Source organism: Ramlibacter sp. MMS24-I3-19, from assembly GCF_050320135.1.
GTDB lineage: Bacteria > Pseudomonadota > Gammaproteobacteria > Burkholderiales > Burkholderiaceae_C > Ramlibacter.
Genome location: NZ_CP190017.1, coordinates 3,167,607 through 3,184,063, shown reverse-complemented (window position 1 = coordinate 3,184,063; position 16,457 = coordinate 3,167,607). Strand labels below are relative to the sequence as shown.

11 protein-coding genes are annotated in these 16,457 nt (G+C 66.7%); 7 read left to right on the top strand and 4 right to left on the bottom strand.

The window, feature by feature from the left end; translation table 11 throughout:
- Nucleotides 1-2 precede the first annotated feature (2 nt).
- The 4 genes from ACPWT1_RS15875 to ACPWT1_RS15860 form a co-directional block, all read right to left on the bottom strand.
- Nucleotides 3-6,893: a HAMP domain-containing protein gene (locus ACPWT1_RS15875; RefSeq protein WP_427912114.1), complete on the bottom strand. Its 6,891-nt coding sequence runs from the start codon at nucleotides 6,891-6,893 to the stop codon at nucleotides 3-5.
- 265 nt (nucleotides 6,894-7,158) lie between these two features.
- A complete protein-coding gene (locus ACPWT1_RS15870; protein WP_427912113.1) occupies nucleotides 7,159-8,292 on the bottom strand; it encodes a branched-chain amino acid ABC transporter substrate-binding protein in 1,134 nt (377 codons plus the stop codon).
- 139 nt (nucleotides 8,293-8,431) lie between these two features.
- Complete coding sequence (locus ACPWT1_RS15865) at nucleotides 8,432-8,857, bottom strand: DNA polymerase III subunit chi (RefSeq protein WP_427912112.1); 426 nt, start codon at nucleotides 8,855-8,857, stop codon at nucleotides 8,432-8,434.
- A gap of 5 nt (nucleotides 8,858-8,862) precedes the next feature.
- Entirely contained in the window at nucleotides 8,863-10,374 is a 1,512-nt protein-coding gene (locus ACPWT1_RS15860) for a leucyl aminopeptidase (protein WP_427912111.1), read from the bottom strand.
- A gap of 33 nt (nucleotides 10,375-10,407) precedes the next feature.
- Between ACPWT1_RS15860 and lptF the strand changes: the two genes are divergently transcribed.
- The 7 genes from lptF (at nucleotide 10,408) to ACPWT1_RS15825 (ending at nucleotide 16,423) form a co-directional block, all read left to right on the top strand.
- Nucleotides 10,408-11,499: an LPS export ABC transporter permease LptF gene (lptF, locus tag ACPWT1_RS15855; protein WP_427912110.1), complete on the top strand. Its 1,092-nt coding sequence runs from the start codon at nucleotides 10,408-10,410 to the stop codon at nucleotides 11,497-11,499.
- Nucleotides 11,496-12,587: an LPS export ABC transporter permease LptG gene (gene lptG / locus ACPWT1_RS15850; protein ID WP_427912109.1), complete on the top strand. Its 1,092-nt coding sequence runs from the start codon at nucleotides 11,496-11,498 to the stop codon at nucleotides 12,585-12,587. The genes lptF and lptG overlap by 4 nt, the downstream gene beginning before the upstream one ends.
- Entirely contained in the window at nucleotides 12,584-12,949 is a 366-nt protein-coding gene (locus ACPWT1_RS15845) for a sirohydrochlorin chelatase (RefSeq protein WP_427912108.1), read from the top strand. Before lptG ends, ACPWT1_RS15845 begins: the two co-directional genes overlap by 4 nt.
- A gap of 44 nt (nucleotides 12,950-12,993) precedes the next feature.
- Nucleotides 12,994-13,938 (top strand): CysB family HTH-type transcriptional regulator, encoded by a 945-nt coding sequence (locus ACPWT1_RS15840; RefSeq protein WP_427912107.1) that lies wholly within the window; start codon nucleotides 12,994-12,996, stop codon nucleotides 13,936-13,938.
- Nucleotides 13,928-15,100 (top strand): pyridoxal phosphate-dependent aminotransferase, encoded by a 1,173-nt coding sequence (locus tag ACPWT1_RS15835; RefSeq protein WP_427912106.1) that lies wholly within the window; start codon nucleotides 13,928-13,930, stop codon nucleotides 15,098-15,100. Before ACPWT1_RS15840 ends, ACPWT1_RS15835 begins: the two co-directional genes overlap by 11 nt.
- Before the next feature lie 68 nt (nucleotides 15,101-15,168).
- Nucleotides 15,169-15,942, top strand: coding sequence for a TSUP family transporter (locus ACPWT1_RS15830; RefSeq protein WP_427912105.1), 774 nt, complete (start codon nucleotides 15,169-15,171; stop codon nucleotides 15,940-15,942).
- Between the two features lie 16 nt (nucleotides 15,943-15,958).
- Nucleotides 15,959-16,423, top strand: coding sequence for an EVE domain-containing protein (locus tag ACPWT1_RS15825; protein ID WP_427912104.1), 465 nt, complete (start codon nucleotides 15,959-15,961; stop codon nucleotides 16,421-16,423).
- Nucleotides 16,424-16,457: the final 34 nt, after the last annotated feature.

Below are 16,457 nucleotides of genomic sequence, written 5' to 3'. Positions count from 1 at the left end.
TGTCACTGGTGGAGCCAGGCACGCAGCACCGTCAGCAGGTCGTGCGTGTTCACCGGCTTGGAGAGGTAATCCCATGCGCCCGCCTCGATGCATTTCTCGCGGTCGCCCTTCATCGCCTTCGCGGTCACCGCGATCATCGGCAGGTTCTTGCCCTGCGGAAGCTTGCGGATCTCCTTCATGGTGGCCATGCCGTCCATCTCCGGCATCATGATGTCCATCAGCACGACCTCGATCTGGGGATCGTTCGCGACGCGGCTGATGGCTTCCCGCCCATTGTCCGCCCAGACGATGTCCATGGCGTGCTCTTCCAGAACCGTGGCCAGGGCGAAGATGTTGCGCATGTCGTCGTCGACGATGAGTACGCGCTTGCCGGCCAGGGGCTTGGCGGCGGAGACTGCGTCTTCCAGCAGCGCCCGACGCGGCTCGGGCAGCCGGTTGATGCTCTGGTGCAGGGCCAGCAACGCCATGTCGTAGAGCCGGGGCACCGAGTGCGCCTCACGCACGGTGACCAGGTCGTCCGAATGCCATGCGAACCGCGCCACCTCTGGCGCGGCCATGCTCCGATACAGCAGCAGCGGCAATGGGCCCACCGACGCGTGCGCGCCCAGGGCCTGCCGCACCTGCATGGTGTCCAGCTTGCCGAAGGCATCGTCGAGCACCACGCAGTCGAACCGCGTCTGGTCGAGCGCCTCGACGAACTTGTCGGCGCTCTTGACCACCACGGTGTTGGTGTCCTCGTCCTCGAGCAGCGCGACCAGTTCGTTGCGACCGGCCGTGTCCTTCATCGCGACCAGCACGTTGCGCTGCTTGCGCAATGCATAGGCGCGCAGCTTGTCCAGCATCGCGTCCAGCAGGTCCTTGGACTGGATGGGCTTCTCCAGGAACGCCATCGCGCCGCCGCCGAACGCGCGCTCCTTCGAGTCGTCGGTCGAGATCACGCACACCGGGATGTGGCGCGCGATGAAGTCCTGCTTGAGCCGGTCGAGCACGCGCCAGCCGTCCATGTCGGGCAGGTACATGTCGAGCGTGATGGCCGCGATCTGGTACTGGTTGGCGAACGTGAGCGCGCCGGCGCCCATCGCGGTCACCAGCCCCTTGAAGCCCTTGGCGCGCGCCGCATCCAGCAGGAGGCGGGCGAACGCGAGATCGTTCTCCACGATCAGCAGGACCAGGTCGCCCTCGCCAATGTTGTTGCGGTCGTCGTCGGCCTCGTTGCGCACCAGCAGCGAGGGATCCGAAGCATCCTCCGGCCCCGGCATCTGCGGCTGCGGCTGCGGCACGCCGACCGGTGCGGGTGCCGGTGCGGGCAGCCGGCGAGCCATCGGCGGCAGCGTCGGCTCCGACGAGTAGGACGTGGTGCGCCGCGTGGTGCGGGTCGAGGGGTAGTGCACCGGCAGGTACAGCGTGAACGTGCTGCCCTGCCCCGGCGCGCTGGCCAGGCGGATCTCGCCGCCCAGCAGCTTCGACAGCTCGCGGCTGATCGCCAGGCCCAGGCCCGTACCGCCGTACTTGCGGCTGGTGGAGCCGTCCGCCTGCTGGAACGCCTCGAAGATGATCTGCTGCTTGTCGCCGGAGATGCCGATGCCGGTGTCCGACACGGCGAAGGCGATCACCTGCTGTGCGCGGTTCAGCTCCTCGTGGTCGGTGCTCCAGCCGGTGACGACCTCCTCGACCGTCAGAGTCACGCTGCCCTGGTGGGTGAACTTGAACGCGTTGGACAGCAGGTTCTTCAGGATCTGCTGCAGGCGCTTCAGGTCGGTCACCATCGTCGACGGCAACTGCACGCCGGTGTGGATGACGAACTCCACGTTCTTGGCCTCGGCCACGTGGCGGAACGTGCGCTCCACGTACAGCTGCAGGTCCGACAGCCGCAGCTCGCTGACATCGACGGCCACCGTGCCGGACTCGATCTTGGAGAGGTCCAGGATGTCGTTGATCAGCATCAGCAGGTCGTTGCCGGACGAGTGGATCGTCTTGGCGAACTCCACCTGCTTGGTGCTGAGGTTGCCTTCGGGGTTCTTCGACAACTGGTCGGACAGGATCAGCAGCGAGTTGAGCGGCGTGCGCAGCTCGTGCGACATGTTGGCCAGGAACTCGGACTTGTACTTGGAGGTCAGGGCCAGCTGCTTGGCCTTTTCCTCCAAGGCCTGGCGGGCCTGCTCCACTTCCTGGTTCTTGCGCTCCACCTCGTGGTTCTGGTGCACCAGCAAGCGGGCCTTCTCCTGCAGCTCCTCGTTGGTCTGCTGCAGTTCCTGCTGCCGGCTCTGGAGCTCCTGCGCGAGCGACTGCGACTGCGTCAGCAGGTCCTCGGTGCGCATGTTGGCCTCGATCGTGTTGATCACGATGCCGATGGACTCGGTCAGCTGGTCGAGGAACTGCTGGTGGGTCGGGTTGAACCGCTCGAGCGAGGCCAGTTCGACGACGCCACGCACCTGCCCTTCGAAAATGATGGGCAGCACCAGCACGTTCAGCGGCGTGAAGTGCGTGAGACCGGACGAGATGCGCAGCGACTCGGGAATGCTCGAGGTCAGCAGGAGCTTCTTCTTGTCGAAGGCGCACTGGCCGACCAGTCCCTCGCCCAGGCCGACCTCCTTGCCGTACGAACCGTGGCCGTCCGACGCGTAGCTGGCCATCAGGCGCAGCTTGGGCACGTCCTGCGTGTATCGCAGCACGTAGAACTCGGCCTGCTGGGCGCCGACCACGGGGGCGAGCTCGGACAGGATCAGGTGGCCCACGGCGACCAGGTCCTTCTGGCCCTGCAGCATGCGCGAGAACTTGGCCAGGTTGGTCTTCAGCCAGTCCTGCTCGGTGTTCAGCTGCGTGGTGTCCTTCAGGTTCCGGATCATCTCGTTGATCGTGTCCTTCAGGGCGGCCACCTCGCCGAGCGCCTCCACCGTGATCGATCGCGTCAGGTCACCCTGCGTCACCGCAGTCGCCACCTCGGCAATTGCTCGCACCTGCGTGGTGAGGTTGGCCGCCAGCTGGTTCACGTTCTCCGTCAGGCCCTTCCAGGTGCCCGACGCGCCCGGCACCTTGGCCTGGCCACCCAGCTTGCCTTCGACGCCCACCTCGCGCGCCACCGTGGTCACCTGGTCGGCGAAGGTGGCCAGCGTGTCGGTCATCGAGTTGATCGTCTCGGCCAGCGCGGCGATCTCGCCCTTGGCCTCCACCGTCAGCTTCTGCTGCAGGTCGCCGTTGGCCACCGCGGTCACCACCTTGGCGATGCCTCGCACCTGCGACGTGAGGTTGCCGGCCATGAAGTTCACGTTGTCGGTCAGGTCCTTCCACGTGCCCGACACGCCCTTCACCTGCGCCTGGCCGCCCAGGCGGCCTTCGGTGCCCACCTCGCGTGCCACGCGCGTCACTTCCGAGGCGAACGACGAGAGCTGGTCCACCATCGTGTTGATGGTGTTCTTCAGCTCCAGGATCTCGCCCTTCACGTCCACCGTGATCTTCTTGCCGAGGTCGCCGGCCGCCACCGCCTTGGTCACGTCGGCGATGTTGCGCACCTGGGCCGTGAGGTTGCCGGCCATGAAGTTCACGTTGTCGGTGAGGTCCTTCCACGTACCCGCAACGCCCTGCACGTCGGCCTGGCCACCCAGCTTTCCTTCGGTACCCACTTCGCGGGCAACGCGCGTCACTTCCGCGGCGAACGAGCGCAGCTGGTCCACCATGGTGTTGATCACGTCCTTGATCTGCAGGATCTCGCCGCGCACGTCCACGGTGATCTTCTGCGTCAGGTCGCCCATGGCGATGGCCGTCGCCACCTTGGACACGTCGCGCAGCTGCACCGTGAGGTTGGACGCCATCGAGTTCACCGACTCGGTCAGGTCCTTCCACGTACCGGCCACGCCCTTCACGTCGGCCTGGCCGCCCAGCTTGCCCTCGGTGCCCACCTCGCGCGCCACCCGGGTCACCTCCGCCGCGAACGACGAGAGCTGGTCCACCATGGTGTTGATCACGTCCTTGATCTGCAGGATCTCGCCGCGGGCGTCGACCGTGATCTTCTGCGTCAGGTCACCGGTCGCGATCGCGGTGGCCACCTTGGACACGTCGCGCAGCTGCACGGTGAGGTTGGAGGCCATCGAGTTCACCGACTCGGTCAGATCCTTCCACGTGCCGGCCACGCCCTGCACATCGGCCTGTCCGCCCAGCTTGCCTTCGGTGCCCACCTCGCGCGCGACGCGCGTCACTTCGGCGGCGAACGATCGCAGCTGGTCCACCATGGTGTTCACGGTGTTCTTCAGCTCCAGGATCTCGCCCTTCACGTCCACCGTGATCTTCTTGGACAGGTCGCCCGCGGCCACGGCCTTCGTCACGTCCGCGATGTTTCGCACCTGGGCCGTGAGGTTGCCGGCCATGAAGTTCACGTTGTCCGTGAGGTCCTTCCAGGTGCCGGCCACGCCCTTCACATCGGCCTGGCCACCCAGCTTGCCCTCCGTGCCCACCTCGCGCGCCACGCGCGTCACTTCGGAGGCGAACGACGACAGCTGGTCCACCATCACGTTGATGGTGTTCTTCAATTCGAGAATCTCACCCTTCACGTCCACGGTGATCTTCTTCGACAGGTCGCCGGTGGCCACCGCCTTCGTCACGTCGGCGATGTTGCGCACCTGGGCCGTGAGGTTGCCGGCCATGGAGTTCACCGAGTCCGTCAGGTCCTTCCACGTGCCGGCCACGCCCTGCACGTCGGCCTGGCCACCGAGCTTTCCTTCGGTGCCCACTTCCCGCGCCACACGCGTCACCTCCGAAGCGAAGGACCGCAGCTGGTCCACCATCGTGTTGATGGTGTTCTTCAGCTCCAGGATCTCGCCCTTCACGTCCACCGTGATCTTCTTGGAGAGGTCGCCCGCGGCCACGGCCGTGGTCACGTCCGCGATGTTGCGCACCTGGGCCGTGAGGTTCGACGCCATGAAGTTCACGGAGTCGGTCAAGTCCTTCCACGTGCCGGCCACGCCCTGCACGTCGGCCTGGCCACCCAGCTTTCCCTCGGTGCCCACTTCACGCGCCACACGCGTCACTTCGGAGGCGAACGAGGACAGCTGGTCCACCATCGTGTTGATGGTGTTCTTCAGCTCCAGGATCTCGCCCTTCACGTCCACCGTGATCTTCTTGGACAGGTCGCCCGCGGCCACGGCCTTCGTCACGTCCGCGATGTTTCGCACCTGGGCCGTGAGGTTACCGGCCATGAAGTTCACGTTGTCCGTGAGGTCCTTCCACGTGCCGGCCACGCCTTGCACGTCGGCCTGGCCACCCAGCTTGCCCTCGGTGCCCACCTCGCGCGCAACACGCGTCACTTCGGAGGCGAACGATCGCAGCTGGTCCACCATCGTGTTGATGGTGTTCTTCAGCTCCAGGATCTCGCCCTTCACGTCCACCGTGATCTTCTTGGACAGGTCGCCCGCGGCCACGGCGGTGGTCACGTCCGCGATGTTTCGCACCTGGGCCGTGAGGTTGCCGGCCATCGAGTTCACCGAGTCCGTCAGGTCCTTCCAGGTGCCAGCCACGCCTTGCACGTCAGCCTGGCCACCGAGCTTGCCTTCGGTACCCACTTCGCGCGCCACGCGCGTCACCTCGGATGCGAACGACCGCAGCTGGTCCACCATCGTGTTGATGGTGTTCTTCAGCTCCAGGATCTCGCCCTTCACGTCCACCGTGATCTTCTTGGACAGGTCGCCCGCGGCCACCGCGGTCGTCACTTCGGCGATGTTGCGCACCTGCGCAGTGAGGTTCGAGCCCATGGAGTTCACCGACTCGGTGAGGTCCTTCCACGTGCCGGCCACGCCCTGCACGTCGGCCTGTCCGCCCAGCTTGCCTTCGGTGCCCACCTCGCGCGCCACACGCGTCACCTCGGAGGCGAACGAGGACAGCTGGTCCACCATCGTGTTGATGGTGTTCTTCAGTTCCTGGATCTCACCCTTCACGTCCACCGTGATCTTCTTGGACAGGTCGCCCGCCGCCACGGCCTTGGTCACGTCGGCGATGTTCCGCACCTGGGCCGTGAGGTTCGACGCCATGAAGTTCACGGAGTCGGTCAAGTCCTTCCACGTGCCGGCCACGCCCTGCACGTCGGCCTGGCCACCCAGCTTGCCTTCGGTGCCCACCTCGCGCGCCACGCGCGTCACTTCGGCGGCGAAGGTGCCGAGCTGCTGCACCATCTTGTTGATGATCATCGCGGTACGCAGGAACTCGCCTTCCAGCGGGCGCCCGTCGGCTTCCAGCGCCATCGACTTGGAGAGGTCGCCTTGCGCGACGGCGCCGATCACCCGCGCCACTTCCGAGGTCGGGTGCACCAGGTCGCCGATCAGCGAGTTGATCGATTCGGCCGACTCGCGCCAGAAGCCGCTGGCATTGGGCAGGTGCGCGCGCTCCTTCAGCTTGCCTTCCTTGCCGACCACGCGTGACAGGCGCGAGAGCTCCTGCGCCATGCGCAGGTTTTCGGCGACCACATCGTTGAAGGCATCCGCCACCTTGCCGTGCACGCCCGGCCAGTCCGGCGGCAGCTGGGCCTTGGCATTGCCCTTCTTGAGGTCGGTCAGGCCCTTCAACAGGGCACGCGTGTTCTCCGCTCCGAGGTCGAGCTCATCGACCAGGAGGTTCACGGCGGCGACGTTGTCCTGCCAGAAGCCGGTGAGCTTGTCGTCCACGAGGCGCCGCTGCGCCTTGCTGCCCATGCGAGTGGCACTCTCCAGGGCCTTGAGCCTGTGATTGGTGCGCGCAGCCTGGGCGCTGAGTTCGTTGAACTCGGCCGCGAGCTTGCCGTGGATGCCGTCCCAGTCGGTGGGCAACGTGACGCCGCTCTCGCCGCGACGGAACGCGCCCAGGGCCTTCAGCAACTGCTTGAGCTCCGCGTCCCGCTGCTCGCTGATCGGGAGTTTCGCCAGTACTTCCATTGTTCGTCCCCAATACGTAACACCCGTCGCATGGACGGGCGGTGGCGCAGCGTAGTGAGTTCGGACGGATGAGGCAACCTCGGCCGTCCTTGAATAGCCCGCAAACCCAATGCCGGCGTGGGTTGTAGGAAGTCGCCGACAGCAAGACTGCCGTGCGTACTACAGGCAGGAAAGCACGGTTCGCGAGGTGTCCACGAGTACGCCGCGCTGCGAGTTGCAACGAAAAGGGCCGCCCGCGGGCGGCCCTTTGTCACGAGGCCGTCGCTCAGTTCAGCGGCACCTTCTTGCCGTCGCGGTACACGTAGAGCGTCATCGCGGGGTTCTTCAGCTCACCATTGGGCTCGAAGCGGATGTTGGCCGTCACGCCCTTGTAGTTGGTCTCGGCCAGCTTGGGCGTGTAGACCTTGGGATCGGCCGAGCCGGCACGCTTCATCGCGTCGACCAGCACCATCGTGGCGTCGTAGGTGTACGGGCTGTAGATCTGGAACTGGCCCGGGTACTTGGCGTCGTAGCGCTTCTTCCAGGCTTCGCCGCCGGGCATCTTGGCCAGCGAGGCGCCGCCTTCGGCGCACACCACGTTGTTCAGGGTCTTGGCGCCCTGCACCAGTTGGATGATCTCCTGCGTGCAGATGCCGTCGCCGCCGAAGTACTTGACGTTGGTCATGCCCAGCTGCTCCATCTGGCGCAGCATCGGGGCCGCCTGCGGGTGCATGCCGCCGTAGAAGATGGCGTCCGGGTTCTTGGACTTCACGGCAGTGAGGATGGCCATGAAGTCGGTGGCCTTGTCGTTGGTGAACTGCTCCTCGACGACCTGCATGCCCTTGGACTGGGCAGTCTTCTTGAACACCTCGGCGACGCCTTGGCCATAGGCCGTGCGGTCGTCGATGATCGCCACCTTCTTCAACTTCAGGCCGTCGGCGGCATAGAACGCCAGGCCCGCGCCCAGCGCATTGTCATTGGCGATGATGCGGTAGGTGGTCTTGTAGCCGGGCTTGGTGAGCGCGGGGTTGGTGGCCGCGCCCGTGATGTGCGGGATGCCGCACTCGTTGTAGACCTTCGAAGCGGGGATGGTGGTTCCCGAATTGAGGTGGCCCACCACGCCGTTCACCTTGGCATCGCACAGTTTCTGTGCCGCAGCCGTGCCCTGTTTCGGGTCGGCGGCATCGTCCTCGGTCTGGATCTCGAAGCGCACCTTCTTGCCGCCGATGGTGACGTTCTGGGCGTTGAGGTCGTCGATCGCCATGCGAACGCCGTTGTCGTTGTCCTTGCCGTACGAGGCCTGCTGGCCGGACATCGGTGCCACGCTGCCGATCCTGACCACCTGCACGTCCTGCGCGCTCGCCAGGCCGCAGGCAGCGGCGATGGCAGCGGCGACGGTCAACTTCAACTTGATTTGCATAGAACCTCCGGAGTGGGAATGGGTCGAGATGCGGATGACTCAACCGGCGCGAACATATCGCAATTTCCGGGCCTGGACCATAGGGGAAAGCGCACGACGAGGCAGCCGTGCGCGACACGCTACCGGCGCGCGGCAGCCATCACCGCGCCTCTGCCCGATCGTGGCGCGTCATCGCGTAGCCGCGGCTTGCATAGTGCTTCCAGCGCACGCGGCCCTGCTGCAGGTCGGAGGGGTCGGCACAGACGACCTCGATCAGTCGCTCGAAGCGCTCGAATCCATCCGGCACCGAGGTGCCCAGGTTGAGCAGCACCTCCACGTGCGGCGCGGCCCGGGCACTGTCCACCAGCACGATGGGCGTGCGTGCGCGCAGGTCGTCGGCCACTTCGTAGCAGTGCGGAATGAAATCGGCAGCGCTGAAGGTCCAGAGGGTGGCGTCCAGCTCCCGCAGCAGTTCCGGTTCGGCGGTGACCGCGACCTTCGAGCCGGCGCCCCACGCCTTGCGCAGGAGACGGCAGGCGTAGCCCACCTTGTCCGGCGTGTTGACGTGGAACGTGATCTCGGTCATCGCGCTCAGCGCGCAGCGGCCTTGCGACGTCCTGCCTTCGCAGGCGCCGTGGCCTTCGTGGTCGCCGTGGCTTTCCCGTCCTGCTGCGAAAGCAGGTACTGCACCAGCAGACCGACCGGCCGGCCGGTGGAGCCCTTGGCTGCCCCGCCCTTCCAGGCCGTCCCGGCAATGTCCAGGTGCGCCCACGGGTACTTGCCGGCGAACCGCTGCAGGAACTTCGCTGCGGTGACGGAGCCAGCCGGGCGGCCGGCCACGTTGGCCACGTCGGCGAAGTTGGTCTTCAGGCCGTCACCGTATTCGTCGTCCAGCGGCATGCGCCAGCACAGGTCCAGCGCGGCGTCGCCCGCCTCCTGCAGTGCGCGCGCCAGGTTGTCGTCGGATGCGAACAGGCCGCTGCGCACGCCGCCCAGGGCAATGACGCAGGCGCCGGTGAGCGTGGCGATGTCGACCACGGCGCGCGGCTTGAAGCGCTCGGCATACGTGAGCGCATCGCACAGGATCAGGCGGCCCTCGGCGTCGGTGTTGAGCACCTCGATCGTCTGTCCGCTCATGCTGGTGAGCACGTCGCCGGGTTTCATCGAGCGGCCGTCCGGCAGGTTCTCGCAGGCAGGGATCAGCCCGACGACGTTGAGCTTCGGCTTCAGTTCGCCGAGCGCACGGAAGGTGCCCAGCACGCTGGCCGCGCCGCTCATGTCGAACTTCATCTCGTCCATCTCCGGCGCAGGCTTGATGGAGATGCCGCCGCTGTCGAACGTGATGCCCTTGCCCACCAGCACGACGGGTGCCTGCGACTCCGCGGCCCCGCGGTACTGCAGGACGATGAAGCGAAGCGGCTCCTCGGAGCCACGGGCCACGGCCATGAACGAACCCATTCCCAGCCGTTCGACTTCCTTCGGGCCGAGCACTTCGCAACGGAAACCATGCGCCTTGGCGAGCTTGCGGGCCTCGTCGCCGAGGCGGGTGGGCGTGGCGACGTTGGGCGGCAGGTTGCCCAGCTCGCGTGCGAACTCGATGCCGGCGGCGGTACCGCGCGCGGCATCGAAGGCTTGGCGATGCGCCGTCACCGACGCCGGCACGGAGAGGGTCACGCGCTCGATCGCACGGCCGTCGGCCTTGCTCTTCGTGGCCACGTACGCATAGCTGGAATCGGCGGTCGCGACCACGGCGGCACGCACGGCGTCATCGCCGGCACTACCTGGCAGCGCGACGACGAGTCGCTTGATGGCCTTGTGGCGCAGCCCGCCCACGGCGGCCTGCACGGCGGCCTGCACCCGCTTGCCGCTACCGTCGCCGGCGCCTGCGATGACGACCCGCCTGGCCGCGACGCCCTCGACCCGCCAGGCCTGGAGCAGCTTGCCCGGCTTGGACTCGAAATCCCCCGACTTGCGCGCGTCCTGCACGAGGCGCGAGACCGGATCGTCGCCGGCCATGCCGTCGTCGGTCACCACGGCCACGAGGGCATCGCATTTCTGACGGCATGCGTCGGCCAGGTCGAAGGTCTTGAGTTCGAAGTCCATAATCCTTGTTTCTCGCGTGTCGCGGCGGCGCCGATGTTATTCCATTCGTCCTTACGCAAAGAACTGGCGCGCAGCTTCGGCGCGACCCTCGTCGTGCTGGTCACCATCGTGATGACCATGACGCTGATCCGCACCCTGAGCCAGGCCAATCGCGGCAGCGTGAACCCGCAGGAAGTCATGATGGTCATGGGGTACACGGTGCTCGGCTACCTGCCCCCGATCCTCACGATGTCGCTGTTCATCGCCATCGTCGGAACGCTCTCGCGCATGTACACCGACAGTGAGATGGTGATCTGGTTCTCGGCCGGCCGCGGCCTGTCGGCGCTGCTGCGGCCCATGTTCGGGTTCGCATGGCCAATCCTCGCCGCCGTGGCGGTGCTCGCCCTGATCGTCTGGCCGTGGGCCAACCAGCAGACGCAGGACCTGCGGGATCGCTACGGCAGCCGTGGCGACCTCGAACGCGTGGCGCCCGGGCAGTTCCAGGAATCGGCCAGTGGCACGCGCGTGTTCTTCCTGGACAAGGACACGCCGGACAACAAGTCCGGCAAGAACATCTTCATCTCCACCGTGGAGCGCGGACGGCAGACGATCACTTCGGCCCGCACCGGACGGGTCATCACGCAGGGCGAGAGCCAGTTCCTGCTGCTGTCCAACGGCCAGCGCGTGGAGAGCAACGTGGACGGCCGCGAGCTGCGCGTCAGCGAGTTCGGCGAACTGGGCAACCGGGTGGGCAGTGCCGATGTCGGGCCGCAGGACAATGCGCCGGCCAAGACGCTCTCCAGCGCGCGGCTCGTCCTCGAGCCCACGCGGGCCAACCTGGGCGAGCTGGCCTGGCGCCTGGGCATGGCGTTCGCCGCCATCAACTTCATCGTGATCGCCATCACCGTGTCCAGCGTCAATCCGCGCGCGGGCCGCAGCGGCAACCTGGTGTTCGCGCTGTTCGCGTTCGTCGTCTACTACAACCTCCTCAACCTCGGACAGAGCTGGATCAGTGGCGGCCGCTCGGCCTTCGCCCCCTTCATGCTAGGCCTGCACGGTGGGGCATTCGCCATCGCCTCGCTTTGGCTGGCCAAGCAGCACAACAACTGGTCGTGGCAACGCAAGCCCAAGGGGCAGGCGGCATGAAGACCATCCGCCGACTGGTCTATCGCGAGGTGCTCGCGGCGGTGGTGTTCGTCGCGGCGGGATTCCTGGCCCTGTTCTTCTTCTTCGATTTCGTCGACGAACTCCCCAACGTCGGCAAGGGCGTGACGCCATACCGCCTCACGCAAGCCCTGCTCTATGTCTCGCTGCTGGTGCCGAGTCACCTCTACGAACTGCTGCCCATCGCGGTGCTGATCGGGACCATCTTCGTGATGGCGCGGCTCGCCCAGAGCTCCGAATACACCATCCTTCGCACCAGCGGACTCGGGCCCGGTCGCGCGTTGCGCACGTTGCTCCTCCTGGGACTGGCCTTCACCGCCCTGACCTTCGCCGTGGGGGACTACGTCGCCCCTGCGGCCGATCGCGCCGCGCAGTTGCTGCGCGCACGTTATGAGGGCCGAATCAGCATCGGGCAGACCGGCGCGTGGCTGAAGGAAAGGCAGGCGAACTCCACCTACAACGTCAACGTCGGCGCCCTCCTCCCTGACGGTTCCATGCAAGCGGTGCGCATCTTCGAGGCGGACGAGCGCGGCTTCCTGGTCACCATGCTGCAGGCGCCCAAGGCCAACTTCGCTCGCGGTGGGTGGGTGCTGCACCAGGCCGAGCGCACCGTGTTCCGCGGCGACAGCGCGAGGGTGGCTCGCACCATCGAACCCGACCTGCGCTGGCCCACCGAGATCTCGCAGGAGATGGTGTCGGTGGCGCTGCTCAAGCCGGATCGCATGGCCACGCTCGACCTGTTCCAGTACATCAGCCACCTCGAGCAGAACGGGCAGACCTCGCAGCGCTACGAGATCGAGTTCTGGCGCAAGGTGTTCTATCCCCTCAGCTGCCTGGTGATGGTCGTGCTGGCACTGCCTTTCGCGTACCTCCACTTCCGCTCGGGCGGAATCACAAGCTACGTGTTCGGTGGCGTGCTGATCGGCATCAGCTTCTTCCTCCTGAACAACGTCTTCGGCTACGTCGGCAACCTGCGCGACTGGTGGCCATGGCTCACGGCGGCGGCGCCGGGCCTGGTCTACTCCCTGCTCTCGCTGGCGGCGTTCAGCTGGCTCGTGCTGCGACGATGACCCGGGCTGTCATCCTCTTCGGCCATGGCTCGCGCGACCCTTCATGGCGCGCACCGATGGACCAGGTGGCGGCACGCATCCGGCAGCGACAGCCGGACGTGCGGGTCACCTGCGCGTTCCTCGAGCTCGAGACCCCTGATCTCGGCGCCGCCGTCAACGACCTGGCTTCGGACGGAGCAACGCGCGTGCTGGTCGTGCCGATGTTCCTCGGTGTCGGGAAGCACGCGCGTGAAGACCTGCCCCTGCTGCTGGCACAGGCCCGGGCTGCACATCCCCAGGTGCACTTGGAGGTCAGTGCCGCGGTCGGCGAACGAACAGAGGTGCTGGATCTGCTCGCCGCCTTGGCGCTTCGACAGCTTTAGTTTCCCTTGGCATAATTGATGCGGTTCTTTAGACGATTTTAGGCATGAACCTGCACCAGTTCCGGTTTGTCCAGGAAGCCGCCCGCCGGAACCTCAATCTGACGGAAGCCGCCAAGGCGCTGCACACGTCCCAGCCGGGCGTGTCCAAGGCGATCATCGAACTCGAGGAGGAACTTGGGGTCGAGATCTTCGCGCGCCACGGGAAGCGCCTGAAGCGCATCACGGAGCCCGGGCAGCATGTGCTGCGCAGCATCGAACTGATCATGCGCGAGGTGGGAAACCTGAAGCGGATCGGCGAGCAGTTCAGCGCGCAGGACAGCGGCACGCTCTCGATCGCCACGACGCACACGCAGGCGCGCTATGTGCTGCCGCCAGCTGTCGCGCGGCTGCGTGAGGTCTACCCCAAGGTCAACATCAGCCTCCACCAAGGGTCGCCGGACCAGGTGGCGCGCATGCTGATCGACGAGATTGCCGAGATCGGCATCGCGACCGAGTCCCTCTCGGAGTACCAGGAGCTGGTCACGCTGCCCTGCTACGAATGGCAGCACGTGCTGGTGATGCCGCAAGGCCATCCGCTCGCGGCCAAGGAACGGATCACGCTGGAGGACCTGGCGGCCGAGCCCATCATCACGTACCACCCGTCCTTCACTGGCCGCACGCGCATCGATTCCGCCTTCGCGCAGCGCAAGCTGCAGCCGCGCATCGCGCTCGAGGCAATCGATTCCGACGTGATCAAGACCTACGTGCGGCTTGGCCTCGGCGTGGGCATCGTGGCGGAAATGGCCGTTCGCGACGAGGGCCAGAATGCCGACCTTGCCGCGCGACCGCTCGGCGCCCTGCTCGGCCAGAACATCGCACGGGTCGCCTTCAAGCGCGGCGCCTACCTGCGGAACTTCGTCTTCCGGTTCGCCGAGCTGCTGTCGGACCGCCTCGACCGCAACCTGATCGCCCGCGCCATGAGCGGGCACCCGAACGACTATGAGCTCTGAGTCCATCGCAGCGAGAACACCGCCGGTCACCACCAAGCTGCCCTCGGTGGGCACGACCATCTTCACCGTCATGTCGGCCCTGGCCACCGAGACCGGCGCCGTCAACCTGGGCCAGGGGTTCCCGGACTTCGAATGCGACCCGAAGCTGGTGAACGCCGTCACCGACGCGATGACGCGCGGCCTGAACCAGTACCCACCCATGACGGGCGTGCCCGGGCTGCGCGAGGCCGTGGCCGGCAAGATCGCCGCGCTGTACGGGCATCGGTATGACCCGGCCACGGAAGTCACCATCACCGCGGGCGCCACGCAGGCCATCATCACCGCCATCCTGGCCGTGGTGCGGCCCGGCGACGAGGTGATCGTGCTGGAGCCTTGCTACGACAGCTACGTCCCCAACATCGAGCTCGCAGGGGGCGTCGTCGTGCGCGTGCCGCTGGTGCCCGGCACGTTCCGTCCCGACTTCGACCGCATCGCCGCGGCGCTGTCACCGCGTACGCGGGCAATCATCATCAACTCGCCGCACAACCCCAGCGCCACGGTCTGGACCCGCGAGGAGATGCTGCGCCTGCAGGAGCTTCTCGCCCCGACCGATACGCTCGTGATCAGCGACGAGGTCTACGAGCACATGGTGTTCGACGGCCAGGCGCACCAGAGCGCCGCGCGCTTTCCGGCCCTGGCCGCGCGCAGCTTCATCGTCTCGAGCTTCGGCAAGACGTACCACGTGACCGGCTGGAAGGTGGGCTACGTGGCTGCACCCGCCCCGCTGACGGCGGAATTCCGGAAGGTCCATCAGTTCAACGTGTTCACGGTCAACACGCCCGTGCAGCATGGACTGGCCGCCTACATGGCCGACCCGCAGCCATACCTCCAGTTGCCGGCCTTCTACCAGCGCAAGCGCGACCTGTTCCGTGCCGGGCTCGCGGGCACGCGGCTGCGCCTGCTGCCCAGCGAAGGCAGCTACTTCCAGTGCGTGGACATCTCGGCGGTCAGCGACCTGGCAGAGGCTGATTTCTGCCAGTGGCTCACGCGCGAGATCGGCGTCGCGGCCATCCCCCTGTCCGCCTTCTACGGGGACGGCTTCGACCAACGCGTGGTGCGTTTCTGCTTCGCCAAGCGGGACGAGACCCTGCGCACCGCCCTCGACAGGCTGGCGCGCCTCTAGTCACCGAGAGGGAGCCGCCGTGGCCGCTCGCGACGCTGTGCGGGCATCGACGAGCGGCAGGGACCGAGATGACTGCCTGGCAGCTTTGCGCCTTTCTCCTGTGCGTCGCGGTGGCCACCGGCGCACAGAGCATCACGGGCTTCGCCATGGCGCTGATCCTGCTGGGCCTGTGCGGTCTGCTGGATGTGGCCCCGCTGGCAGAGGTCGCCAACGTGGCCACCGTGTTGTCGCTGGTGAGTGCGGCCGTGGCACTGCGGTCGTCCCGCCGATCCATCGACTGGCCCATGCTGCGCATGACAGGCAGCGGCAGCGTGATCGGGGTTGCGCTAGGGGTGTTCTTGCTTGCCTGGCTGCAGTCGAACATCGTCATGGTGTTGCGGCTGCTGCTGGGGGTGACGGTAGTGGCGTGTGCGCTCGTGGTCCTGTTCCGCGCCGAACCGCTTGCCCGCCGCTCACCTGGCTGGACCTTCGGCCTGTTCGGCGCCCTGTCGGGCGTGCTAGGCGGCTTGTTCTCCGCGTCCGGGCCGCCCCTGGTGTACCAGTACTACCGCCAACCGCTGGAGCTGGAGTCGTTGCGGGACACCCTCGTGGCGGCACTGGCCGTGAGTTCGGCGCTGCGACTCTCGCTCGTGGTCGCAAGCGGCCAGTTCAGCGCAAGAGCGATGGGACTGTGTGCGGTCGCCACCCCGCTCGCGGCGGCCATCACGTGGTGGATGCGCCGGCATCCTCCGCCGTGGCCGCGGCGTGCCGTGCTGGTGCTCGTCTGTGCGCTGCTGCTGGCGACGGGAGCCGGGCTCATCGTGCCTTCGGTCCGTTCACTCGCGAGGACAATCGGCGGCTGAAGGGATGGGGTGCGCCATGAACTACTGGCTGATGAAATCGGAACCCGATGAGGTGTCGGTCGACGACGCACTGGCAGCGCCGCACTCGACGGTGCCGTGGACCGGCGTCCGCGGCTACCAGGCCCGCAACTTCATGCGGGACCAGATGCGGGTAGGCGACGGCGTGTTGTTCTACCACTCCAGCTGCGCGGAACCGGGCATCGTCGGCATCGCGCGCGTGGCCTCGGCGCCCTACCCGGATCCCACGCAGTTCGATCGCAAGTCGCCCTACTACGACGAGGCCTCAAAAAAGGACGCGCCGCGGTGGACGCTGGTGGACGTGCAGGTCCTGAGGAAGACCCGCACCATCTCGCTGCCGGAACTTCGCGCGACTCCGGGCCTGGAAGACCTCGTCGTGCTGCGCAAGGGCAACCGGCTCTCGATCACGCCGGTCGAACCCAGGCGCTGGGAGCTGGTGCTGGCCCTGCTCGACAAGGGCTGACCGGCGCCGCAAAGAAAAACGCCAGCCTTCCGGC

What these genes read in the sequence shown, in the direction of transcription:
- lptG (WP_427912109.1), top strand. Translation starts at nt 11,496, where the DNA reads ATGAAGACCATCCGCCGACTGGTCTATCGCGAGGTGCTCGCGGCGGTG.
- ACPWT1_RS15875 (WP_427912114.1), bottom strand. Translation starts at nt 6,893, where the DNA reads ATGGAAGTACTGGCGAAACTCCCGATCAGCGAGCAGCGGGACGCGGAG.
- ACPWT1_RS15835 (WP_427912106.1), top strand. Translation starts at nt 13,928, where the DNA reads ATGAGCTCTGAGTCCATCGCAGCGAGAACACCGCCGGTCACCACCAAG.
- ACPWT1_RS15870 (WP_427912113.1), bottom strand. Translation starts at nt 8,292, where the DNA reads ATGCAAATCAAGTTGAAGTTGACCGTCGCCGCTGCCATCGCCGCTGCC.
- ACPWT1_RS15865 (WP_427912112.1), bottom strand. Translation starts at nt 8,857, where the DNA reads ATGACCGAGATCACGTTCCACGTCAACACGCCGGACAAGGTGGGCTAC.
- ACPWT1_RS15830 (WP_427912105.1), top strand. Translation starts at nt 15,169, where the DNA reads ATGACTGCCTGGCAGCTTTGCGCCTTTCTCCTGTGCGTCGCGGTGGCC.
- ACPWT1_RS15845 (WP_427912108.1), top strand. Translation starts at nt 12,584, where the DNA reads ATGACCCGGGCTGTCATCCTCTTCGGCCATGGCTCGCGCGACCCTTCA.
- ACPWT1_RS15825 (WP_427912104.1), top strand. Translation starts at nt 15,959, where the DNA reads ATGAACTACTGGCTGATGAAATCGGAACCCGATGAGGTGTCGGTCGAC.
- ACPWT1_RS15840 (WP_427912107.1), top strand. Translation starts at nt 12,994, where the DNA reads ATGAACCTGCACCAGTTCCGGTTTGTCCAGGAAGCCGCCCGCCGGAAC.
- ACPWT1_RS15860 (WP_427912111.1), bottom strand. Translation starts at nt 10,374, where the DNA reads ATGGACTTCGAACTCAAGACCTTCGACCTGGCCGACGCATGCCGTCAG.
- lptF (WP_427912110.1), top strand. Translation starts at nt 10,408, where the DNA reads ATGTTATTCCATTCGTCCTTACGCAAAGAACTGGCGCGCAGCTTCGGC.